This window comes from Stenotrophomonas sp. CASM106 (assembly GCF_049384825.1).
Classification (GTDB): Bacteria; Pseudomonadota; Gammaproteobacteria; order Xanthomonadales; family Xanthomonadaceae; genus Stenotrophomonas; species Stenotrophomonas muris.
In genome coordinates this window covers 271,510-293,031 of the sequence record NZ_JBMRFS010000004.1, presented here as the reverse complement: position 1 = coordinate 293,031, position 21,522 = coordinate 271,510, and the positions used below count along the sequence as shown (strand labels likewise).

The 21,522-nt window shown below is 66.6% G+C and carries 20 protein-coding genes; 9 read left to right on the top strand and 11 right to left on the bottom strand.

Going from position 1 to position 21,522, the window contains the following annotated elements; genetic code table 11:
- Positions 1 to 63 precede the first annotated feature (63 nt).
- From VG556_RS11845 to VG556_RS11835, 3 genes are all read right to left on the bottom strand, one after another.
- Complete coding sequence (locus tag VG556_RS11845) at positions 64 to 744, bottom strand: hypothetical protein (protein WP_146257702.1); 681 nt, start codon at positions 742 to 744, stop codon at positions 64 to 66.
- A 75-nt stretch (positions 745 to 819) separates the two neighbouring features.
- A complete protein-coding gene (locus VG556_RS11840; RefSeq protein WP_100450737.1) occupies positions 820 to 2,130 on the bottom strand; it encodes a PQQ-dependent sugar dehydrogenase in 1,311 nt (436 codons plus the stop codon).
- Positions 2,123 to 2,563 (bottom strand): DUF2231 domain-containing protein, encoded by a 441-nt coding sequence (locus tag VG556_RS11835; protein ID WP_100450738.1) that lies wholly within the window; start codon positions 2,561 to 2,563, stop codon positions 2,123 to 2,125. Before VG556_RS11835 ends, VG556_RS11840 begins: the two co-directional genes overlap by 8 nt.
- 309 nt (positions 2,564 to 2,872) lie before the next feature.
- Here VG556_RS11835 and VG556_RS11830 point away from each other — a divergent pair, with 309 nt between their 5' ends.
- Positions 2,873 to 4,639 (top strand): S8 family serine peptidase, encoded by a 1,767-nt coding sequence (locus VG556_RS11830; RefSeq protein WP_049408020.1) that lies wholly within the window; start codon positions 2,873 to 2,875, stop codon positions 4,637 to 4,639.
- On the top strand, positions 4,639 to 5,217 hold the full coding sequence (locus tag VG556_RS11825) for a DNA breaking-rejoining protein (protein WP_111144159.1): 579 nt from the start codon (positions 4,639 to 4,641) through the stop codon (positions 5,215 to 5,217). The genes VG556_RS11830 and VG556_RS11825 overlap by 1 nt, the downstream gene beginning before the upstream one ends.
- Before the next feature lie 259 nt (positions 5,218 to 5,476).
- Here the strand turns inward: VG556_RS11825 and VG556_RS11820 are convergent, their stop codons facing one another.
- Genes VG556_RS11820 through VG556_RS11800 form a run of 5 tightly spaced genes read right to left on the bottom strand, consistent with a single transcriptional unit; the run spans position 5,477 to position 9,866 of the window.
- Positions 5,477 to 6,157 (bottom strand): SCO family protein, encoded by a 681-nt coding sequence (locus tag VG556_RS11820; RefSeq protein WP_014648727.1) that lies wholly within the window; start codon positions 6,155 to 6,157, stop codon positions 5,477 to 5,479.
- Positions 6,158 to 6,168: 11 nt separating this feature from the next.
- Positions 6,169 to 6,501: a cytochrome o ubiquinol oxidase subunit IV gene (cyoD, locus tag VG556_RS11815; protein ID WP_006399830.1), complete on the bottom strand. Its 333-nt coding sequence runs from the start codon at positions 6,499 to 6,501 to the stop codon at positions 6,169 to 6,171.
- A 1-nt stretch (position 6,502) separates the two neighbouring features.
- Positions 6,503 to 7,138, bottom strand: a complete 636-nt coding sequence (gene cyoC, locus VG556_RS11810) for a cytochrome o ubiquinol oxidase subunit III (RefSeq protein ID WP_080281857.1) — start codon at positions 7,136 to 7,138, stop codon at positions 6,503 to 6,505.
- Positions 7,135 to 9,111, bottom strand: a complete 1,977-nt coding sequence (gene cyoB / locus VG556_RS11805; protein ID WP_032958781.1) for a cytochrome o ubiquinol oxidase subunit I — start codon at positions 9,109 to 9,111, stop codon at positions 7,135 to 7,137. The genes cyoC and cyoB overlap by 4 nt, the downstream gene beginning before the upstream one ends.
- A 5-nt stretch (positions 9,112 to 9,116) precedes the next feature.
- A complete protein-coding gene (locus tag VG556_RS11800) occupies positions 9,117 to 9,866 on the bottom strand; it encodes a COX aromatic rich motif-containing protein (RefSeq protein WP_111144160.1) in 750 nt (249 codons plus the stop codon).
- A gap of 182 nt (positions 9,867 to 10,048) precedes the next feature.
- Between VG556_RS11800 and VG556_RS11795 the strand changes: the two genes are divergently transcribed.
- The 4 genes from VG556_RS11795 to VG556_RS11780 are packed head-to-tail and all read left to right on the top strand — an operon-like array spanning position 10,049 to position 13,921.
- Positions 10,049 to 11,464, top strand: a complete 1,416-nt coding sequence (locus tag VG556_RS11795; RefSeq protein ID WP_100450739.1) for a PLP-dependent aminotransferase family protein — start codon at positions 10,049 to 10,051, stop codon at positions 11,462 to 11,464.
- A gap of 55 nt (positions 11,465 to 11,519) precedes the next feature.
- A complete protein-coding gene (locus tag VG556_RS11790) occupies positions 11,520 to 11,798 on the top strand; it encodes a hypothetical protein (RefSeq protein ID WP_238381491.1) in 279 nt (92 codons plus the stop codon).
- Positions 11,798 to 12,397, top strand: a complete 600-nt coding sequence (locus tag VG556_RS11785; RefSeq protein WP_032958773.1) for a DUF6436 domain-containing protein — start codon at positions 11,798 to 11,800, stop codon at positions 12,395 to 12,397. The genes VG556_RS11790 and VG556_RS11785 overlap by 1 nt, the downstream gene beginning before the upstream one ends.
- Positions 12,398 to 12,406: 9 nt before the next feature.
- Positions 12,407 to 13,921, top strand: coding sequence for a PLP-dependent aminotransferase family protein (locus VG556_RS11780; protein ID WP_100450740.1), 1,515 nt, complete (start codon positions 12,407 to 12,409; stop codon positions 13,919 to 13,921).
- Between the two features lie 446 nt (positions 13,922 to 14,367).
- Here VG556_RS11780 and VG556_RS11775 read toward each other — a convergent pair whose 3' ends face one another.
- From VG556_RS11775 to VG556_RS11765, 3 genes are all read right to left on the bottom strand, one after another.
- The gene (locus VG556_RS11775) at positions 14,368 to 15,669 is read right to left on the bottom strand and encodes an aminotransferase class V-fold PLP-dependent enzyme (protein ID WP_100450741.1); all 1,302 of its coding nucleotides are present in this window, start codon (positions 15,667 to 15,669) and stop codon (positions 14,368 to 14,370) included.
- On the bottom strand, positions 15,669 to 18,071 hold the full coding sequence (locus VG556_RS11770; RefSeq protein ID WP_100450742.1) for a TonB-dependent receptor plug domain-containing protein: 2,403 nt from the start codon (positions 18,069 to 18,071) through the stop codon (positions 15,669 to 15,671). The genes VG556_RS11775 and VG556_RS11770 overlap by 1 nt, the downstream gene beginning before the upstream one ends.
- Before the next feature lie 217 nt (positions 18,072 to 18,288).
- Entirely contained in the window at positions 18,289 to 18,690 is a 402-nt protein-coding gene (locus VG556_RS11765; RefSeq protein ID WP_014648738.1) for a hypothetical protein, read from the bottom strand.
- Positions 18,691 to 18,875: 185 nt separating this feature from the next.
- Between VG556_RS11765 and VG556_RS11760 the strand changes: the two genes are divergently transcribed.
- Genes VG556_RS11760 through VG556_RS11750 form a run of 3 tightly spaced genes read left to right on the top strand, consistent with a single transcriptional unit; the run spans position 18,876 to position 21,522 of the window.
- Entirely contained in the window at positions 18,876 to 19,703 is an 828-nt protein-coding gene (locus tag VG556_RS11760; RefSeq protein WP_049408866.1) for an AraC family transcriptional regulator, read from the top strand.
- Between the two features lie 13 nt (positions 19,704 to 19,716).
- On the top strand, positions 19,717 to 20,796 hold the full coding sequence (locus VG556_RS11755; protein ID WP_049408867.1) for an alpha/beta hydrolase family protein: 1,080 nt from the start codon (positions 19,717 to 19,719) through the stop codon (positions 20,794 to 20,796).
- A 54-nt stretch (positions 20,797 to 20,850) separates the two neighbouring features.
- A complete protein-coding gene (locus VG556_RS11750) occupies positions 20,851 to 21,522 on the top strand; it encodes a VOC family protein (RefSeq protein WP_049408868.1) in 672 nt (223 codons plus the stop codon).

The window sequence follows — 21,522 nt, the reverse complement described above, 5'->3', positions numbered from 1 at the left end:
CTCGGCTGCGGGGTTGGGCATACGGGCAAGGCCGCGCCACGGTGGACGCGGACGCACGTCACGTCACATCACAAAGGTTCTACGCGGGCTGGGGCCGGGCGCGTTGTCGATCCAGAGCTTGAGTTCGGCGAGGTTTGCGAACTCCTTGGTGTACAGCTTACCGTCTACGACACAACACATCAGCAGTTCGACGTCGTTGGCATCGTCATTTTCGCCTTTATCGTCGGTGTCATCGTCCAGTGACAGCAGCCATCGCACGTAGTCCCTGAAATCCTGAAAGTCGACTCCGACCTTCTGCGACACCATCGCCTGTGCAAACTCCTGGACCGTCTCGCACTGGATGGAGATGGTGCTGCTGAAGGTGATATCAGCCTGAGGAAGTTGGATGATCGCGGGAGTACAGACATAGGTTCCGTAGCTCCTCACGGGAAACTCGATACTGGACCCCTGGCGCGATCGCCAGCCGATCAGATGGCAGCTTGCATGGATGTCAGACCACCCATCCAGGCGACGGCACAGCGTCTTCCTGCGCGGCTTTCTTGCTTCACTGGCTGCATCACGCTTCTCATCCTTGAACTCTATCAGCGAGAAGTTCCGGCCATCTGAGGCAAGCACGTCCGCACCCAGCCGAACATCCTGATGGTCGGTTGGCGCGATATAGGCACTATGCCCCAGGTTCTCCAGCTCGCGTTCCAGGTTCCTGCTGAACGCGGCCACGTTGGACGTTTCATGATTCAACTTCATACGATGCTCCCTATCGACGGGGAGCATCGTAACGAAATGACCAGCATCGGGTCATCCGGTGCCGGCCAGCGGCCTTCATCGTGCCGACACCCGCCACACCACGTCGCCCACGTCGTCGGCCACCAGCAATGCACCCTCGGCATCCATCGCCATGCCCACCGGCGCGCCCATCAGGGTCTTCTCGTCCTTCGAGGTGAAGCCGCTGACCACGGTCTGCGGCCGCCCGGTCGGCTTGCCGTCCTTGAACGGTACGTAGACCACTTCGTAGCCACTCAGTGGCGAGCGGTCCCAGCTGCCGTGCTCGCCGATGAAGGCGCCGCCGTGGTACTGCGCCGGCAGTGCCTGGCCGGTGTAGAACAACAGGCCCAGCGGTGCCACGTGCGAGCCGATGGCATAGTCCGGCACGATCGCCTTGGCCACCAGGTCCGGCCGCTGTGGCTGCACGCGCTCGTCCACGTGCTGGCCGTAGTAGCTGTAGGGCCAGCCGTAGAAGCCATCTTCCTTCACCGAGGTGAGGTAATCCGGCACCAGGTCGGCACCGATCTCATCACGCTCGTTGGCCACGGCCCACAGCTGGCCAGTGCTCGGCTCCCAGTCCAGCCCGGTCGGGTTGCGGATGCCCGACGCAAAGATGCGGCTGCCACGGGTGGCTACGTCCACCTCCAGCACGACCGCGCGGCGGTATTCGACGGCCAGGCCATTTTCAGTAATGTTGCTGTTGGAGCCGACGCCCACGTACAGCTTGCTGCCATCGCGGCTGGCCAGCAGTTCCTTGGTCCAGTGGTGGTTGATGGTGCTGGGCAGGTCGGTGAACTCGCGGCCCTTGTCGGACATGCGGGTTTCGCCGGGCACGTAGTGGTACTGCATGATGTTGCCGGTGTTGGCCACGTACAGCGTGTCACCGATCAACTGGATGCCGAACGGCGAATGCAGGCCTTCGATGTAGACGTGCTGGGTCCAGGTGTTGGTGCCCGGCGTGCGCCGCAGCAGCGTGACCCGGTTGCCACCCTTGCCAGCCTTGCCCGAGCGCGCCTTCACCTTGCCGGCGATCCACTGCTTGGGCGTGGTGACCGGCTCTTCGCCAGGGCCATTGCCTTCCACCACTAGCACATCGCCGTTGGGCAGGGTCAGCAGGCGCCGCGGGTGCAGCAGATTGGCGGCGATGCGCTCGATCTTCAGGCCTTCGGCCACCGTGGGGGTCTGTCCATCAGCCCAGCCAACGCCCTTGGGTACCTGCATCGGCGGCATCAGGAAGTTGGCCGGCTTGGGCAGCGGCGGCTGCGGGCCCGACTGGTCGGCCGGATGGTATTCGGCCTTGCCCGCGCAGGCCGACAGGATGACGGCCAGTGCCAGCGCGGCGACGGTGGGCAGGATGTGCTTAGCCATGACGACCTCCCTGCAGCACCGGCGGCTGCAATGACAACAGGATCAGGCCCAGGGCGATCAGGGCCACGGTCAGCGCCGACAGGATCGTGCCCAGCACAGCAACGGCATACGCATCGCGGCTGTGCACGAAGGCGTTCCAGATGGCCAGCACCACCGCGACCAGGTTGAGGAAGAAGTCGATGCGGTCGATGCGGGTGGCCGTGCCGTTGCGGCGCCAGACCGCGAACAGGTTGATCAGGCGCGGCACGATGGCGATCAGCAGGCCGAAGGTGATCAGCCAGGCGGCGGCCTTGCCCCACATCACCTCGGCGCTGTTGAGGTAGATCGCGTCGAAGATCAGTGCACCGACGAAGAAGCCGAAGGGTATCGGGTTCAACAGGCTGAACAGCGTGGTGCCGAGGCCGCGATGGGCCTGGGCGAGCGGATTGACCATCATCGTGCTCCGTGCGGAAGGGTGCACGGGCTGTAGTAGCACAGCGCGATGTGAGGGCGCGCGATGATGCTGGGTAGATTCGCGCCATGCGTGGATACGCGTGCCAACCAAGGTTGGCACCCACCAGATGCGGGCCGCTGCAGCCGTCATTACCCCACGGAATAAGTGTTTGTGACGCAATTTGCATATTCGTACATTGCGGATGTGAAGAGGTAGGGGGTTCTCCGTTGTGTCGCGTTTGGCTCGTTGCGATGGGGCAGTTCCGCCCCGCCGTCCTGCCATGCCGATTCACAACAGAAGGATTCGTGTATGAAGCGACACACGCAACGCTCCGCGCCACCGCGCTCTGCGCGCCTGGCCCTTGCCACTGCCCTGGTGCTGGGCAGCCTGGCCGCCACCGCGCAGGCCCAACAGGCCGATCCGCTGGCGGGTATCCAGTGGCACCTGCTCAACACCGGGCAGACCGTCCCGGCCGACACCCTGCCGGTGGCCGGCAACGACCTGAACGTGGATGGCCTGTTCCGCAACGGCATCCGTGGCCAGGGTGTCACCATCGCCATCGTCGATGATGGCCTGCAGATCGCGCATCCGGACCTGGCGGCCAACGTGGCGGCGGTGGCCGGCAAGAACTTCACCAACGGCTCGAACAACCCCACCCCGACCAACCCGGACGTCGACAACCACGGCACCATGGTCGGCGGCATTGCTGGCGCGGTGGGCGCCAACAACCTGGGCGTACGTGGTGTGGCGCCGGCGGCGACGCTGAAGGGCTTCAACCCGATTTCGCGCTCAGCCCTGGGCAACCAGCAGAGCAACATCGAGTACGCCTGGTGGGACGGCGCGGAGTCGGCCGACGTGCAGGTGTTCAACAACAGCTGGGGCGCCGGCCCGGGCAATCCGAACCTGCCGCTGGCGTACAGCGAAAACACGATTCGTTCGTATGAGCAGGCACTGTCGGGTACGCGCGGTGGCCGCGGCGGCATCTACGTGAAGTCGGCGGGCAACAACTTCAACAATGCCTCGATCAGCCAGACCCAGGATGTCTGCACCACCGACACCAAGAACCGCAACACCGGCTGCGTGCCGGCCGGACGCGATCCGCGCAACAACCTTTTCAACGTGATCACCGTAGGCGCGGTGCGTGCCGATGGCGTGCGCTCGTCGTATTCCTCCACCGGCTCGGCGCTGTGGGTGTCGGCCTTCGGCGGCGAATACGGCCTGCAGGCCCAGTACGCCCCCGGCCTGGTGGCACGCGCCTACGACCCGGCCATCGTCACCACCGACGTGACCGGGTGCGCGCAGGGCAGCAACAAGAACACCAACCGCCAGAACACGCTGGACAGCAACCTGTCGGCCATCGACAGCACCTGCAACTACACCGCCAAGATGAACGGCACCTCGGCGTCAGCGCCGATGGTCTCGGGCGTGGCGGCACTGGTACTGGAAGCCAATCCGAACCTGTCCTATCGCGATGTGAAGTACATCCTGGCCACCACCGCCACCCGCAACCACCCGAACCAGCCGGCGGTGACGCTGGCCGACGGGCGCACGCTGGTGCCAGGCTGGACGGTGAATGCTGCCGGCCGTGCCTACAGCAACTGGTATGGCTTCGGCGTGGTCAACGCTGCACGCGCGGTGCAGGTGGCCGAGAACTTCCAGTCGCTCGGTGCGCTGGTCGACAGCGGCTGGCGCAACACCACGCGTACCGTGGCCATCGGCAACACCTCGGCCGCCGCTGCACGCCTGACCTTCCAGTTGGCCAACGGCGCGCGCAACATCGAAAGCGTGCAGCTGGGCTTCCGGGTCAACCACCGCAACACGCGCCAGCTGCAGTTCGTGCTGGTGTCACCCAGCGGTACCCGCAGCGTGGTGCAACCGGCGTTCACCGCGATCGGTTCGGGCACGGGTGGCGCGCAGAGCAACTTCACCAGCTGGGACCTGCTGTCCAGCAATGCCTTCCTGGATGAGAACGCCACGGGCACCTGGACGCTGGAAGTGACCGACATGGGGCAGGCCGCGACCGCTGCATCGCGTGGCAACCTCGAATTCTTCAAGATCCGCGTTCTGGGGCACTGATGATGAAGACCACCATTCTGTTGAGCACGCTCGCCTTCGCGGCGATGACCTTCCCTGCCTGGGCACAGAGCTCGGGGCAGACCCCTCCGGCTAGGACCCTGTCGACCGTGGATGCTCAGGAACTGAAGGCGTCCGCTACCGGCCGCTCGTTCGATGTGGGCGGCACGCGTTTCCAGCTGTCGCCCTCGGCAACGGTAAAGCAGGCCAGCGGCGGCCAGTTCACGATCACCCCGCAGGCGGCGGCGACCACCAGCTCGCGTACCAAGCGTTCGCTGGATGGCGCCGCGGCGGCGCCTGCTGATGCCGGTCCCGGCAAGTTCGCGGCGGCGGTCTCCCGTGACGGAGCGCCGGTGGTGGCGACCTCGCGGGTCAAGGTGTTCTTCACCGATGCAGCATCGGCCCAGCGCGCGGCTACGGCCACCGGTGGCACCGTGGTGAAGGTCTCCAAGGCGTCGGGCCAGGCGATCGTGGAGTACCCGTCGGTGAACGCGGCGCTGGATGCGAGCACCAAGCTGCTGTCCACCGCCGGTATCCGCGCCACCGAGCCGGACGTGGTGCAGTGGGAAGAGACCAAGTAAGGCGTTGAGCGGTGCCCCGGCCGGCTGGCTCTCCTGGCCGGCCGGGGATTGGTGTGGGGGTGTGCCGACCAACGGTCGACACCTGCCGGGGCCGTGCGCGTGTAGAGCCGAGCCGATGCTCGGCTGCTGTCTACGGGGTGCCGCAGGCGCGGTGCGCGCGGCGCCGAGCATGGGCTCGGCTCTACAGCTGTGCCAACCAAGGCTGGCATCTACCAGGAGCAGATTCGGACGTGCCAACCAAGGTTGGCACCCACCGGCGTTACCGCGCGGCCAGTGTGCCGCTGTGCTTGAGGTGGCAGCTGGCCAGCGCGTCGTTGCCGGCGGCCGGGTGGCCGGGCTCGAGCAGCAGGCGCTGCACGTCCGAGAACAGCTTTTCCACCGGCATGCCGTACGGCGCGAACAGGCGCAGGCGGCCCTGGCGGTCGAACACGTAGCCGCCGGCAATGTGGCTCATGGTGTAGGTATCCGGTACCTGACCGGGTTCCTTTTCGTAGAACGCCTTGAAGTCGCTGGCCATCGCGGCCAGCTGCGCATCGTTGCCAACCAGCGCGATTGCCTTGGGATCGAACGCTTCCACATAGGTGCGCGCGACCTCGGGCGTGTCGCGGGCCGGGTCGACGCTGACGAACACCACCTGTAGCTGATCGGCATCCTTGCCCATCAGGTGCTTGACCTGGCTCAGCTCGACCATCGTGGTCGGGCACACGTCCGGGCAGCTGGTGAAGCCGAAGAACAGATAGGTCACCTGCCCCTGCAGGTCCTTGGGGCCACGCACGGTGCCGTGGCTGTCGGGCATCGACCACTGCTGGCCAAGTTCTTCGCAGGCGATGTCCTTCGCATAGAAGTCCATGCGCGACTGCGCGCTGCAGCCGGCCAGCAGGCCGAGCAGCAGGCCTGCGGCCAGGCGCAGGCCACGATGGGGGAACGCAATGCCTTTCACGGTTCGCAGGCTCAGTTGATCATCATGTGGTAGTGCATGCTCCAGATGATCCAGACCGACAACGCGACGACGATGAACAGGATCACCAGGGTGAACACGAAGCTGGCCAGGTTCCAGCCACCTTCGGACTTGCGGTCCATGTGCAGGAAATAGACCAGCTGCACCAGGATCTGCGCCACTGCGAAGCCGACCAGCAGGAACAGCGTGAGCGGCCGCGACAGCACCGGATTCATCACCAGTGCGAACGGCACCACGGTCAGCAGCGCGCACAGCACGAAACCGATCAGGTAGGACTTGGTGGAGCCGTGCGCATTGCCGGCGCGCGAGGTTTCGACGTGGGCCATGTCAGAAGGCTCCGATCAGGTAGACGAAGGTGAAGACGCAGATCCACACCAGGTCCAGGAAGTGCCAGAACAGGCTCAGGCACGACACGCGGGTGATGTTGGTCGGGGTCAGGCCACGGCGGTAGACCTGGTGCATGACCACCGCCATCCAGATCAGGCCGCTGGCCACGTGCAGGCCGTGGGTGGCGACCAGCGCGAAGAACGCCGACAGGTAGGCACTGGTGCTCGGGCCCGCGCCTTCGTGGATCAGGTGCGAGAACTCGTAGATCTCCATGCCGATGAACGAGGCACCGAGCACGAAAGTCACGCCCAGCCAGCGCAACACCGCCGAGGTGTCGTGGCGATGCATGGCCAGCACGGCCTGGCCGTAGGTGATGCTGGAGACCAGCAGCAGGAAGGTCTCGGCCATCACGAACGGCAACGAGAACAGGTCCTTGCCGGTGGGGCCGCCGGCGTAGGCGGTGCTGAGCACCGCGTACGAGGCGAACAGGGAACCGAACAGCACCAGGTCGGACATGAGGTACACCCACATGCCGAACACCTTCATGCCGCCCTGTTCGTGGCCATGGTCGTGCTCGTGGTGGTCCTCGTGCGCCTGCGTGTCGCTGGCCAGCTCCGGGCGGGTCAACAGGTTCATGCGCGTACCTCCTTCAGCTTGGCAAGGTTGGCCGCTTCGGTGCGCGCCACCTCTTCGGAACTGACGTAGTAATCCACGTCCTCATCGTAGGACCGCACGATCAGGGTCACGATCATCGCGATGAAGCTGGCTGCGGCCATCCACCAGATGTGCCAGACCAAGGCGAAGCACAGCACCAGGATCCAGATGTTGAGGATCAGCGGCACGCCGGTGTTCTTCGGCATGTGGATCGGGGCGTACGTCTTCGGCGGCGGCGGCAGGCCGCGCTTCTTCGCTTCGTGGAAGGCATCCAGCTCATCGGCCTTGGGCACCACGGCGAAGTTGTAGAACGGCGGCGGCGACGGCGTGGCCCATTCCAGCGTGCGTGCGTTCCACGGGTCGCCGGTCAGGTCGAGGTTGCGCTTGCGGTCGCGCACGCTCACGTAGATCTGCACCAGCATCAGGATGATGCCCGCGAACACGAACAGTGCACCGATGAAGGCGGCAATCAGGTACGGCGTCCACGCCGGGTTGTCGTACTGGTTCATGCGGCGGGTCATGCCCATGAAGCCCAGCATGTACAGCGGCATGAAGGCCAGGTAGAAGCCGATCACCCAGCAGGCGAACGACCACTTGCCCAGGCGCTCGTTGAGGGTGAAGCCGAAGACCTTCGGGAACCAGTAGGCGAAGCCGGCCAGGTAGCCGAACAGCGCGCCGCCGATGATGGTGTTGTGGAAGTGCGCGACCAGGAACAGGCTGTTGTGCAGCAGGAAGTCCGCGCCCGGGATGGCCAGCAGCACGCCGGTCATGCCACCGATGGTGAAGGTGACCAGGAAGGCGATGGTCCACAGCATGGGCACGCTGAACTCGACGCGGCCACCGTACATGGTGAACAGCCAGGTAAATATCTTCACGCCGGTGGGAATGGCGATGATCATCGTCATGATGCCGAAGAAGGCATTGACGCTGGCACCGGAACCCATGGTGAAGAAGTGGTGCAGCCAGACGATGAACGACAGGATGCCGATCGCCAGCGTGGCGCCCACCATCGACTTGTAGCCGAACAGCTTCTTGCGCGCGAACGTGGCGGTGACTTCAGAGAAGATGCCGAACGCCGGCAGCACCAGGATGTACACCTCCGGGTGGCCCCAGGCCCACACCAGGTTCACGTACATCATCGGGTTGCCACCCAACGTGTTGGTGTAGAAGTTGAAGTCCAGGTAGCGGTCCAGGGTGAGCGCACCCAGCGCCACGGTCAGGATCGGGAAGGCGGCGATGATGATCACGCTGGTGACCAGCACGGTCCAGGTGAACACCGGCATCTTCATCAGGGTCATGCCCGGCGCACGCATGCGCAGGATGGTGATGAACAGGTTGACGCCGGTCAGCAATGTGCCGATGCCCGAGGCCTGCAACGCCCAGATGTAGTAGTCCACGCCTACGCCCGGACTGAACTCGATGCCCGACAGCGGCGGATAGGCCACCCAGCCGGTCATGGCGAACTCGCCAACGCCCAGCGAGATCATCATCAGCGCAGCGCCAACCACGAAGATCCAGAAGCTGAAGGCGTTGAGGAACGGGAACGCCATGTCGCGTGCGCCGATCTGCAGCGGCACGATGATGTTCATCAGGCCGACCACGAACGGGGTGGCCACGAAGAAGATCATGATCACGCCATGCGCGGTGAAGATCTGGTCGTAGTGCTCCGGTGGCAGGAAGCCATCACTGCCTGGCCCGGCCGCGGCCAACTGCGCGCGCATCATCAGCGCGTCGGCGAAGCCACGCACCAGCATGACCAGCGCCACTACCACGTACATGATGCCGATCTTCTTGTGGTCCACGGTGGTGAACCAGTCGCGCCAGAGCACGCCCCATAGCTTGAAGTACGTCACCGCGCCAAGCAGCGCGAGGCCACCCAGCACCATGGCCGCCAGCGTGACCACGACGATCGGCTCGTGCAGCGGCACGGCCTCCCACGTCAATTTACCCAACATGTTCGTTACTCCTGGGAAACCTGGGCACCACCGGCAGCACCCGCCGGGGACGCAGCAGCGGTGTTCTCACCGACGCCGATGAACTGGTCGATGACCTTCTTGAACAGCAGCGGTTCGACGCTGGAGAAGTGCTGCACCGGCGCGTTCTTCGACGGTGCGGCCAGCGCCTTGAACTGGTTGAAGTCCAGCGCCTGTGGTGCGCTGCGTACCTCGGCCACCCAGCGCTCGAACTCCTCGTTGCTGCTGGCGGTGGCAATGAACTTCATGTTCGAGAAGCCATGCCCGCTGTAGTTGCCGGACATGCCACGGAACTGGCCGGGCTCGTTGGCGATCAGGTGCAGCTGCGTGCGCATGCCGGCCATCGCGTAGATCTGCCCACCCAGCTGCGGGATGAAGAAGGTATTCATCGTCGAGTTGGAGGTGATGTTGAACGCCAGCGGGCGGTTGGCCGGGAAGTTGAGCTGGTTGACCGTGGCGATGCCCCAGACCACGATCTCCACCTTGGTGGAGTGCGACCATTCCGGCGTGTATTTCGCCTTGGTGTTGCCGGCGCGGAAGCGCCAGGCGAATACGAAGGTCAGCACGATGGCCGGTATCACCACGATCAGCATCAGGCCGATGCAGATCAGGATCAGGTCGCGCTGGGCGAGCCCGACCATGCCCTTCGAATCCAGCAGCACCCAGTCACAGCCCGACAGGCCGACGCAGGCCAGGGCGACCAGCGCCAGGCGGATGCGGTTCCAGCAGATATTCATTGGAGGTCAACCCTGTTGAAGAAGCGCGCTTGACCGGCTCGCCTGCGCGCAGCGCCCGGGCGTGGAGCGGCTACACTGTGGGTACGAGGTCGCCTACAAGAGAGCGATCCACTCCAATCAAGCCCATACAAGATACATCATTGTATGGACTTGTGCATCTGCACGTATGGAAAAACTGACCGATGACGCCACCTGCCGCCGGCCGCCGCCTGAAACACCCCAATCGCACCTGGGTTCGCCCCTTCCGCGAGGGCGCTGGCCCGCTGTACCTGCAGATCGCCCAGCAGGTGCGCGAGGCAGTGGATGACGGCGTGCTGCGCCCGGGCGACCGGCTGCCGCCGCAGCGCGACCTGGCCCAGCAGGTGGGCGTGGACCTGACCACGGTCACCCGGGCCTTTGCCGAGCTGCGCCAGGCTGGCCTGCTGGATGCGCAGGGCGCCGGCGGCACCTTCATCGCGCTGTCGGCCGGCAACCGCAGCACCTCGGTGGACCTGAGCATGAACATCCCGCCGCTGCTGGGCAGCGCGCCGTTCGCACAGGGCATGGAGGCCGGTTTCCAGCACGTGGGCCAGCAGCTGGGCCAGGGCGAACTGATGAGCTACCACGTCGGCGCCGGCACCCGCGAGGACCGCGCCGCCGCCGTGCAGTGGCTGTCACCGGTGCTGGGCACGGTGGGTGCCGACCAGGTGGTGATCTGCCCCGGCGCGCAGACCGCACTGTGCGCACTGATCCTGGCCCGCACCCAGCCGGGCGAGCTGATCGCCGCCGAGCAGCTGACCTACCCGGGCCTGCTGGCCGCCGCGCGCGTGCTGCAGCGGGGCGTGGTGCCAGTGGCGATGGACGCCGAAGGCATGCTGCCCGACGCGCTGGAAGAGGCCTGCCAGCTGCGCCGCCCGCGCCTGCTGTACCTGGTACCGACCGTCCAGAACCCGACCACGGCGACGATGTCGGCACAACGCCGGCAGGCCCTGCTGGCGGTTGCCAAGCGCCATGATCTGACCGTGATCGAAGACGATCCCTACTGGTTGCTGGCCGGGGACGCCGCACCGCCGCTGGCCGCCCACCGCGACGCCGGCTGCCCGGTGTATTACATCTCCACCCTGTCCAAGTGCCTGGCACCGGGCCTGCGCACCGCCTACCTGGTGGTGCCGGCCGGCGAACCGATGGAACCGGTGCTGGACGCCCTGCGTGCGATCGCGCTGATGCCGACCCAGTCAATGGTGGCGGTGGCGTCGCAGTGGATCCGCAGCGGCCAGGCCGAGGACATGGTGCAGCGCTTCCAGCAGGAGCTGCGCGAGCGCCAGGCGATTGCCGCGCAGTACCTGCCATCCCGCGCGCGGGCGCACCCGGCCGGCCTGCACGTATGGCTGCCGCTACCGCCGCGGCTGGACCAGTACCGGCTGATCCAGGCCGCACAGGAACAGGGGCTGGGCATCGCCAGCTCGGACGCCTTCAGCGTGGAAGAACCGCCACCGGGCAACGCGATCCGCCTGTCGCTGGGCGGCGCAGTTGACCAGGATGCGCTGGCCGGGGCGCTGGCCAAATTGAACGAGATCCTGTCTGAAGCCCCCGAGGCCCGGCACAACGCCATCGTCTGAACCGGGCGCATGGCGCCACATCCATACAAGATGATATTTTGTATGCAATGTATGGATGAAGGGACGTGCATCGATGCGCGCCGAGAAACTGAAGTTCCACGTGGTAATGGCCGGCTGTGGTGCCTTCGTGGTGTTGATGCTGGCCGCGCTGGCCTGGGTCTGCCTGCAGCCGCAGACCGTGGATGTGCAGGCCGCCGAACGCCACGCCATCGAGCAATGCATGCAGCGCAGCGAGGATCCGTCGCGTAGCGAGATCCAGCGCCGCGCGCAGGCCGACTCCTGCCGCGAGATGCGCAAGCAGTACGTGCACAAGTTCGGCGGGGACGCGTCCTGATGGGCGCAGCCGCGCCGCGCCGCCGCTGGCTGCTGCCGACGATGATCGCCCTCGCCTGCCTGTTCATGGCCGGCGTGGCGGCTGCGCTGTGGCAGTACTTCGGCTACAGCGCGCAGTCGACGTTTACCGAACAGGCCATCGTCTTCGACGACTCGCAGCTGCGCCTGCCGTCCGATCTGGCCGGTGATACCGGCCGCATCCGCGTGGTGCATTTCTGGGACCCGGCGTGTGCCGTCTGCAACCGCGAAACCGGCGCACACCTGAGCTACCTGATCAGCATGTACCGCCGCGCCGGCATCGACTTCTATGCGATCCGCCGCCCCGGTACCCACGGCGAACTGCCTGAGCCGCTGCGCAACAAGGTGATCAACCTGCCGACCATCGACGGCATCGAACACATCCCGGCCAGCCCTGCCGTGGCGATCTGGGACCGGCAGGGCCACCTCGCCTATGCCGGCCCGTACAGCATCGGCATGGTCTGCAACTCGGCCAACAGCTTCGTCGAACCACTGCTGGACAGACTGGTGCGCGGCGAAACCGTGCGCCCGAAAGGACTGCTTGCCGTGGGCTGCTACTGCCCCTGGCAGGCCAAGCGCTGAGGACGCGCAATGACACCACTGACGCTGGCCGCTGTGGCCGCCACAAGCAACAACGGCGGTCACCTGTCCGAACCGACCGATGGTTATGGACAGGCTCCCGCCGTTGGAAGCAACGATACGCCCCGACATGCTCCGTACATGCCGCGACCGGATGTCGCAGCCCGCGAATGGGTGCAGGACGTGCTCGCGCACAACGGGCCGATCTACCTGCGCATCGTCAATTCGCTGGAGCGCACGGTACGTCGCGGTGGGCTTGCACCAGGACAACGCCTGCCCTCGCAGCGCGCGTTGGCGCAGCAGCTCGGCGTCGACCTGACCACGGTAACGCGGGCATTCGACGAAGCGCGCAAGCGCGGCCTGATCGAGGCGCGCGGGCCACAAGGCAGTTTCATCGCACCACCCAAGGCCGGCTTCGACCAGGTGGTGGACCTGAGCATGAACGTGCCGCCGGTGCCCGATGCCGATGCGCTGGCCGAAACCCTGCGCCGCGGTGCCGCCGCCGTGCTTGCGCGCAGCAACGCGCCGAACCTGATGACCTACCACCTGGGCGGCGGCAATCCCACCGACCGCCACGCGGCAGCGCGCTGGCTGCAACCGATGCTGGGCGCGGTGGAGGATGCCAGCCTGTTGCTGACCGAAGGCGCGCAGGTGGCGCTTGCCGCGATCCTGGTCAGCCAGGGCCGCGACGATGATGCGATCCTCTGCGATGCGCTGGTCTATCCGGGCCTGCTGCAGGCCGCCGCCGCACTGGGCCGGCGGCTGCTGCCGGTGGACAGCGACGAACACGGCATGTGCCCCGATGCGCTGGCCCGGCTGGCACGCGAAAGCGGCGCGCGGTTGGTCTATCTCAACCCCACCTGCCAGAACCCGACCGCGCTGACCCTGCCGCTGCAGCGGCGCGAAGCGCTGGCGCGTGTTCTGGAGAGGGAAGGCCTGCTGGCGATCGAAGACGATCCTTACTGGCACCTCGCCGAGGATGCACCGACACCGCTGGCGGCGCTGGCACCGCGCCATGTGTTCTACGTGGCGACGCTGTCGAAGGTGATCAGCCCCGGCCTGCGCACTGCGTTCGTGCAGTGCCCAAGCGCTGCGCACGCCGAGTCGATGACGGCTGCATTGCGGGCGACGCGGTTGATGGGTCATCCGCTGGTCTCGGCGTTGGCCAGCCAGCTGCTGCTGGATGGTTCGGCGCAGTCGCTGCTGGCGCAGGTGCGCAGCGAAGCGCACGAGCGCATGCGCATGGCGCGCTACCTGCTGGCGCCTTCGCTGCTGCTGCGCGCCGAAGGCCTGCATGCCTGGTGCCGGGTACCAGCGCCATGGACTGACGCCACCCTGGTGCGTACCGCACAGCTGCAGGGGCTGGCGATCGCGCCTTCATCGGCATTCTGCCCGCCGGGGGTGCAGCATCAGAACGGCGTGCGGCTGTCGCTGGGGCTGGCGGCCGATCGCCGGCAGCTGGAGAGCGCGTTGCGGCGGATTGACCGGTTGTTGTTGTCGGACGCGTTGCCGGCGATCGAGCGGTAGCCCTGGAATGGGATGTGCCGACCAACGGTCGGCACCCACCCGACCGGTAGTGCCGGCCGCTGGCCGGCGGAAGATTCCCCGGCACGGTTGGAATGTGCCAACCAACAGTTGGCACCCACCCGACCGGTAGTGCCGGCCGCTGGCCGGCGGAAGATTCCTCAGCACGGTTGGAATGTGCCAACCAACAGTTGGCACCCACCCGACCGGTAGTGCCGGCCGCTGGCCGGCGGAAGATTCCCCGGCACGGTTGGAATGTGCCAACCAAGGTTGGCACCCACCAGATCGGTAGCGCCGGCCGCTGGCCGGCGGAAGATCCCCCGGTACGGTTGGAATGTGCCAACCAAGGTTGGCACCCACCCGACCGGTAGCGCCGGCCGCTGGCCGGCGGAAGATTCCCCGGCACGGTTGGAATGTGCCAACCAAGGTTGGCACCCACCAAAGCAGGGTCAGGCCAAGGCGGAGAGGGCCTTCACCAGCGCATCCATCTGCTGCGGCCGGGTGAACACCGACGGCGTCACCCGCACGCAGGCGCCGGAGTCCAAGCCGTCGCGATGGGTGGTGAACACGCGATGCTCATCCAACAGGCGCTTCTGCAGCGCGATGTTGTCAGCCACGCTGGTGCGCCCGCGCAGGCGGAAGCTGGCCAATGCACTCGCCAGCGCCGGATCCGGCGAAGACAGCACTTCGATGTGCGCCATCTGCCGCGCCGGCAGCGTCCAGCGCTCGCGCAGGTAACGCAGGCGCGCCTGCTTGTTGTCCGCACCGATGCGCTGGTGCAGGGCAATCGCCTCCGGAAGTGCCAGGTAAGCGGCGAAGTTGACGGTGCCGGTGTGTACGCGGCTGCCCACGCGGCCGTCGTCGGTCTCGCCCATGTACGGGTCGAGGTCCGCAACGCGGCCCCTGCGCACGTACATCGCGCCGACACCGACCGGTGCGCCGATCCACTTGTGCAGGTTGATGCCGACGAAATCGGCCTTGAGCTGCGGCACCGCGTAGTCGATCTGGCCGAACCCGTGCGCCGCATCGACGATCACGTCGATTCCACGTGCGCGTGCACGCTCGGCGATCTCGGCCACCGGCAGCACCAGCCCATGGCGATGGCTGACCTGGGTCAGCAGCACCAGCTTCAGGCGTGGCAGCCGCGCGAACGCGGCCTCGTAGGCCTGCAGGATCTGCGCATGGTCGGGCACCACCGGCAGCGCGATGCGCTCGACCTGCACGCCACGGCGCTGCTGCAGCCAACGCATCGCACCGATCATGCTGTCGTAGTCGATGTCGGCGTACAGCACCTGGTCGCCGGGCCGCAGGCGGTTGTAGCCACCGATCAGCGCCAGCATCGCTTCGGTGGCGCCACGGGTCAGTGCGATCTCGTCGGCGCCCACGCCCAGCAGTTCGGCCACCTGCCGCTGCACCGCCATGTACTGCGCCGGGAACTCATGACGGCCGTACCAGGCGTTGCCACGGTTCACCTCGGCGGTGTGGCGCTGGTAGCTGGCCAGCGCCTCGCGGCCCATCGCGCCCCAGTAGCCGTTCTCCAGGTGGTTCACTTCATCGGTGATGTCGAAGTGGCTGGCCACGGCGGCCCAGTAGCCTTCATCGCGGGCCAGCGCGTCCGGCGCTACGGTCGTTGCGGGAATCTGCATGGGCGCAGCGTAACCCGCGGCCGCCATGGCGGGCAGTGAAGACAGCGCAGCTGCAGCCGGCAGCAGTGCACCGGCACACAACAGGACGCGGCGGTTGCGGTCCATCAGAAGCTCAGCCGGTACTGTGCGTACAGGTTGGCACCGTCGGTGTCGTACGGCGCGTTGCGCGAGTAGACCAGGCCGCGACTGGCCTGGAAGGTGGCTTCGTCCGGATAGCGGTCGAACACGTTGTCGGCACCCACGCGCAGGCTGTGATGTTCGTTGATGCGATAGCCGACGGCCAGGTCGAGGAAGCTCATCGCACCGAAACGCTGGTAGATATCGCCCACCGCATTGCCGCTGGAATCGGTCCAGGCACCGTAGTAGCGCATGCGCGCCATCAGCGACCAGGCACCGATGTCCCAGCTGCCGGTCAAGCTGCCCTTGTGCTCGGGCAGGCGGTCTTCAAACAGCACGCGCTGGGTCTCGTTGGTGGCCACCGAGGTGCTGCCGTTGTCCACGCGGGTGCGGTTGTAGTTGTAGGCCAGGGTCAGCGTCATGCGGCCCTCGCCGAGGTCGCGCAGGTAGTTGCCGACCACGTCCACGCCGGTGGTGGTGGTGTCGAAGTCGTTGGTGAAGTAGTTCACCGAGGTATAGCCCAGCGGATTGGGCGTACCGGCCGGAATGGCGAAACTGGCCGACTGGCTGAAGCGGTCGGTGAGCTTGATCTGGTAGACATCCACCGAGCCGGACAGGCCCAGGTCGGTGCGCCAGGTCAGGCCCAGCGATGCGGTACGCGATTCTTCCGGCTTCAACGGCCTGGCACCGAGCAGCTGCGCCAGCGGATCGTTCGGCGACAGGCGGCCGCTGGTGAAGATCTGCAGCGTGCGCGTATCCAACCCCTGGGTGGTGCTGGTGGTGTTGAGCTGCGCCGGCGTCGGCGCGCGGAAGCCGGTGGACACGGTGCCGCGCAGGGCGACGTCCGGGGTGATCGCGAAGCGCGCCGACAGTTTGCCGTCCAGTGTGCTGCCGAAGCTGGAGAAGTCCTCATAGCGGCTGGCTGCACCGATGCTCCAGCGCTCGCCCAGCGGCACTTCCATGTCCACGTAGGCGGCCTTGCTGCGCTGGCTCCACTGCCCGGCCTGGCTGGCCGAGAAGCCCGGCGCGCCATTGGAGTTGGCCTCCAGGCCCGCGGCCGCGCCCGGACCCACCGCGTACGAGGCCGGATCACCGGCGCGCACCTGGTAGGTTTCCTGGCGGAACTCGCCACCGAAGGCGACGTTGATCGGCTTGGACAGCGCAGCCACGTCCCATTCGTAGTTGAAGTCGGCGTTGGCGTTCTTCTCGGTCTGGGTCAGGCGGCCGAGATCGAAGTCGGTCGGGCTGGCCGGACCGAGCGAGGCATTGATCGAGTTCTTCAGGCGATAGTCGATGGCGTTGCGGCCATACGAGGCGCTGACATCCCAGCGCAGCTTCGGCGTGATCTCGCCGCGCAGGCCACCGACCAGCTGCAGGTCGTTCTGCACGTTGCCGTACTGCGGGCTGAAGCCGACCGGATACAGCGAGCGCAGGTTCCAGCCCGGGAAGATGGCGGTGGTGCGGTACGCGCCGGTGGTGGTGTCCGGGTTGCGCCAGTTGAAATCGCTGACGCCATCGCTGTGGCTGTACAGGCCAAAGGCATAGAGCTCCAGCGTATCGCTGGCGTTGGCCTTTACGTTGAAGCCGACGCGGCGGCTTTCCAGTTCCGGCTGGCCCCAGCGCTGCACCGGGTTGGGCACCTCCAGCTCCGGATGCGCGGCCTGGAAGGCGATGGCATCGGGGCGCTGGCGGGTGCGCGAGGTGGCGTCGGAGGTGGACGATTCGGCGAACAGCACCAGGCTGCCATAGTCGCCCAGCGACCAGCCGGTGCGCGCACTGAAATCGCGCGAAGCACCGTCGCCCTGCGCGTACTGCGAGTAGCCGGCGGTGATCTCGCTACCCGGCCCATCCTCCAGGATGATGTTGATGACGCCGGCGATGGCGTCCGAGCCGTACTGCGCCGACGCGCCATCACGCAGCACCTCGATGCGCTTGATCGCGCTGGTTGGAATCTGTGCCAGATCAGCGGCCTGTGCACCACGGTTGCCGAGCAGCGCGCTGCGGTGGAAGCGGCGACCGTTGACCAGCACCAGGGTCTGGTCCGGCGACAGGCCACGCAGCGTGGCCGGACGCACGAACACCTGGCCGTCCGCCATCGGCAGGCGCTGCACCACGAACGACGGCACCAGCTGGGCCAGCACGTCCTTCAGGTCGGTGGATTCGACGGACCTGATGTCTTCCTTGCTGAACACATCCACCGGCGCCAGCGTTTCGAACTGGGTGCGGTTGGACGCGCGGGTACCGGTGACCAGCATCGCGTCGAGCTGGGTGGGCGCGGCGCGGCTGCCGCCGGCGGCATCGACCGCATCGGCCTCCGTTGCGATCGCGCCTCCTGCGCTGGCCATGGAAAGGGCAAGGAGGATGGAACGCGAAAGCTTCGAACGATGCACGGCAGGGCTCCGGGAGGACGCGACAGGGCCAGCACCTGTGCGCACACAACAGGCCTGGACAAGGCGCGCAGTCTCGGCGCGATGTGTGAAGGAGGCATGACGTCAGTACGACAGCTTGATGCGCCAACCAAGGTTGGCCCCTGCCAGGGCTCATCCGTAGATCCACGCCATGCATGGGTGGCAATGCAGACCCACGCCCCATCTCCGCACACAGCGGCTAGCCGTTGGCGTCGTCGCCAAAGCCGAAACGGGCCGGCCGTGCCGTTCGCAGCGGAACGAACATCATGGCAGCGAACACCACCAAGGCGGGGGTGGACATGATCCAGATGCCCCTGTTGCGAATCCCGATCCCCATGAAGTCGACCTGCAGATCGCCGATCCATTGCAGCTGCGTCAGTATCATCACCAGCCCGCCGATAGTCGCGCACGGCAACCCACCGTGACCGGCCCCCAACAACGTCGGTGTCAGAAACCCGCCCAGCAACGCGAAGCCGACACGGTACACCCAGGGGTTGCCGCGCCACCGTGGCGCGCCGAACAACATCAGCAGCATCAGCGCCAGGGTCAACAGACTGGGAAGTACCCAGAGGGCAAGCAGCATTTCGATCATCTCGATCATCGGCCGGGCTCCGCTGGCCTGGCATCCCCCGTCGTCGATCGCATCTCCCTGCCCCCCATCACGTCCATGAAGCACGCATTGTTGCCGGTACGCAGGCAGACGCAAAGCCCGGCAGCGCAAGAACTGCTAAACGCCGCGCCTGCCGATCCGCTACTGTGCCGGCATTGGATGCGGGGAACGGCAGGATGAGCGCGGCAGGCAAGGCGTTGTGGTACATCGAAACCCATGCGGACCAGCCATTGGCGCTGGCCGATATCGCCGCTGCGGCCGGCCTGTCGCCGTTTCATCTGTCACGCCTGTTCCAGGCCCGCACCGGCACCTCGGTGGTGCGCTACCTGCGCGGGCGCCGCCTGAGCGCTGCCGCGCAGCGGTTGGCCAACGGCGCGGGCGACATCCTGCAGGTGGCGCTGGGGGCCGGCTACACCACCCATGCTGCCTTTACCCGTGCCTTCAGCGAACAGTTCGGGCAGACACCGGAACGGGTACGCGAACAGGGCACCGATGGGCTGACGCTGGTGCAGGCGATCCGCCTGGACGAGGCCCCGTCAGCCTGCATTGAAGCCCCGCGGCTGCTCGATACGTCCGCGTTCCAGCTGGCAGGCGTCGGCATGCGGCACACCCGCGACAGCAGCGGCGCGATTCCGGGCCAATGGGCCCAGCTCAACCGCGAGTGGCCGACGCCGGCACCGGTCAGCTTCGGCGTGTGCTGCAACAGTGATGACGATGGTGGCTTCGACTACATTGCGGCACTACCGGCAAGCACGGTGCCGAGCGTGCCTGCGCACTGGCGACGCGTGGACATCCCGGCGCGCCGCTACCTGGTGGCTTGGCACGGCGGACACATCTCGGCCATCCGCTCGACCTGGTTCTGGTTGCTGGATCATTATCTCCCTGCGTCCAACCTGAGCCTTGCCGATGCGCCGGACCTGGAGCGCTACGACGCCCGGTTCGACGAGCATAGCGGCAACGGCGGCGTGGAGATCTGGCTGCCGGTGGAAGAACGTCCCCACTGACAAGGAGTTGAAGATGCGCATGACCGCTGCTGTGCTGGGAGGAATGCTGCTGGCGTTCGCGAGCGTCGGCGCCGCCCGCGAAAGCGGCGTCGCCGGCGAGCGCCACGGCACGACGACGCTGGCCAGCGCCGCCGTGCGCGACGCAGGGCACCGCGACGCGCTGCGCTACACGGCCTGGTATCCGGCACAGGCCGGCAGCCGCGAAAACGCGCTGACCATCGGTCCTCCCGACGCGCCGCTGTTCGACGCCGGCCGGTCGGCCAAGGATGCGCCGGTCGCGGGTGATCGCCTGCCGACCCTGCTGCTCTCGCATGGCAACGGCGGCAGCGCGCGCATGATGGGTTGGCTGGGCACGGCGCTGGCGCGGGCCGGATATCTGGTGATTGCGGTGGATCATCCAGGCAACAACGGCGTTGACACCATGACCCTGCCCGGCAGCCTTCTGACCTGGTTGCGCGCCGATGACCTGCGTGCCGCACTGGCGGCCGTGCAAGCTGATCCGGTGCTGGGCCCGCATGTCGATCCTGAGCGCCTGGGGGTCGCCGGCTTCTCGGCCGGTGGCTACACCGCGCTGCTGGCAGCCGGTGCGCGACCGGACCTGCAGCGATTGCGGGACTTCTGCACCGCACATCCGGATGACGGCGTCTGCCGGCCCCAACAGGAGGCGGCAACGCACACGATGGAGGCGCGCGTTGCCGCTGCGGCGTCGCCCGAGCTGTCGCCATGGATGTCCCACGCCAACGACGCACGCGCCATTCCCGGCGTGCGCGCGGTGTTCCTGCTGGCGCCGGCAATCGTGCAGGCCTTTGCGCCCGAGCAGCTCTCCTCGCTGAAACAGCCGGTGTCGATCGTGCTGGGCCAGGCGGACACGGTCGCGCCACCACAGACCAATGGCGAGGCTGCGCGTGCGGTGATTGCGGGCGCTGCACTGCAGGTGCTGCCCGGTGTCGGCCATTACGATTTCCTCGCCGCATGCACCCCGGCCGGACAACAGCGGCTGCAGGACCTGTGCAGCACATCGGTGCCGAAGGCGCAGACCCACGCGCAGGCAGCGGAGGCGGCAATACGGTTCTTCAACCATTCGCTGCGCTAGTGGCCGCCGGGCATCGCCCGGCGCTACAGTGGGCGCGTCCACGGAGAATCGATCATGCGCCTGCTGCACCTCACTCTGCCGGTATCCGACGTCGCTTCCGTGGCCACATATTTCCACGATGTGCTGCAGCAGCGCGTGGTCGGCAACCATGTGCACGTCGGCTGGAGCACCCTCGAACTTCAGCCTGCGGCGGGGCGTCCGGTGGGTGGCGTGCATCTGGCCTTCAACGTGCCGGACAACCGCTTCAGCGAGGCAATGACGTGGTTGCGTGAGCGCACGCCGCTGCAGCGCAATCCGGCGGGGCTGGACTACTTCGCGCTGGAGAGCAGCTGGCAGTCGCAGTCGGTGTACTTCACCGGCCCGGACGGCCTGATCCTTGAACTGATCGGCCGCCGCCGCCTGCCGGCCAGCGCTTGCGAAGGCGTGTTCCATGGCAGCGAGCTGACCTGCCTGAGCGAAGTCGGCCTGCCCAGCCGCGATGTCGAGGCCGTACGCGAACTGTCCAACCAACGTTTCGGCCTGCAGCCGATCAGCCCGGCTTCGCCGCAGTTCGCACCGATGGGCGACGACGAGGGCCTGCTGATCGTGGTCGCGGCCGATCGACGGTGGTTTCCCGAGCAGAAGGACCTGCCCAATGCGCAGGGGCTGTTGCTGCAGGTGGGCGACGTGGCTGGCCCCGGTGTCGTGGAGGACGTTGTGCTCGGCTGGCGGGTACAGGCAGCCTGA

Bases quoted from the DNA above. Each gene is read 5' to 3' on its own strand.
- VG556_RS11845 (WP_146257702.1), bottom strand. From the start codon at position 744: ATGAAGTTGAATCATGAAACGTCCAACGTGGCCGCGTTCAGCAGGAAC.
- VG556_RS11840 (WP_100450737.1), bottom strand. From the start codon at position 2,130: ATGGCTAAGCACATCCTGCCCACCGTCGCCGCGCTGGCACTGGCCGTC.
- VG556_RS11835 (WP_100450738.1), bottom strand. From the start codon at position 2,563: ATGGTCAATCCGCTCGCCCAGGCCCATCGCGGCCTCGGCACCACGCTG.
- VG556_RS11830 (WP_049408020.1), top strand. From the start codon at position 2,873: ATGAAGCGACACACGCAACGCTCCGCGCCACCGCGCTCTGCGCGCCTG.
- VG556_RS11825 (WP_111144159.1), top strand. From the start codon at position 4,639: ATGATGAAGACCACCATTCTGTTGAGCACGCTCGCCTTCGCGGCGATG.
- cyoD (WP_006399830.1), bottom strand. From the start codon at position 6,501: ATGGCCCACGTCGAAACCTCGCGCGCCGGCAATGCGCACGGCTCCACC.
- cyoC (WP_080281857.1), bottom strand. From the start codon at position 7,138: ATGAACCTGTTGACCCGCCCGGAGCTGGCCAGCGACACGCAGGCGCAC.
- cyoB (WP_032958781.1), bottom strand. From the start codon at position 9,111: ATGTTGGGTAAATTGACGTGGGAGGCCGTGCCGCTGCACGAGCCGATC.
- VG556_RS11800 (WP_111144160.1), bottom strand. From the start codon at position 9,866: ATGAATATCTGCTGGAACCGCATCCGCCTGGCGCTGGTCGCCCTGGCC.
- VG556_RS11795 (WP_100450739.1), top strand. From the start codon at position 10,049: ATGACGCCACCTGCCGCCGGCCGCCGCCTGAAACACCCCAATCGCACC.
- VG556_RS11790 (WP_238381491.1), top strand. From the start codon at position 11,520: ATGAAGGGACGTGCATCGATGCGCGCCGAGAAACTGAAGTTCCACGTG.
- VG556_RS11785 (WP_032958773.1), top strand. From the start codon at position 11,798: ATGGGCGCAGCCGCGCCGCGCCGCCGCTGGCTGCTGCCGACGATGATC.
- VG556_RS11780 (WP_100450740.1), top strand. From the start codon at position 12,407: ATGACACCACTGACGCTGGCCGCTGTGGCCGCCACAAGCAACAACGGC.
- VG556_RS11775 (WP_100450741.1), bottom strand. From the start codon at position 15,669: ATGGACCGCAACCGCCGCGTCCTGTTGTGTGCCGGTGCACTGCTGCCG.
- VG556_RS11765 (WP_014648738.1), bottom strand. From the start codon at position 18,690: ATGATCGAGATGATCGAAATGCTGCTTGCCCTCTGGGTACTTCCCAGT.
- VG556_RS11760 (WP_049408866.1), top strand. From the start codon at position 18,876: ATGAGCGCGGCAGGCAAGGCGTTGTGGTACATCGAAACCCATGCGGAC.
- VG556_RS11755 (WP_049408867.1), top strand. From the start codon at position 19,717: ATGCGCATGACCGCTGCTGTGCTGGGAGGAATGCTGCTGGCGTTCGCG.
- VG556_RS11750 (WP_049408868.1), top strand. From the start codon at position 20,851: ATGCGCCTGCTGCACCTCACTCTGCCGGTATCCGACGTCGCTTCCGTG.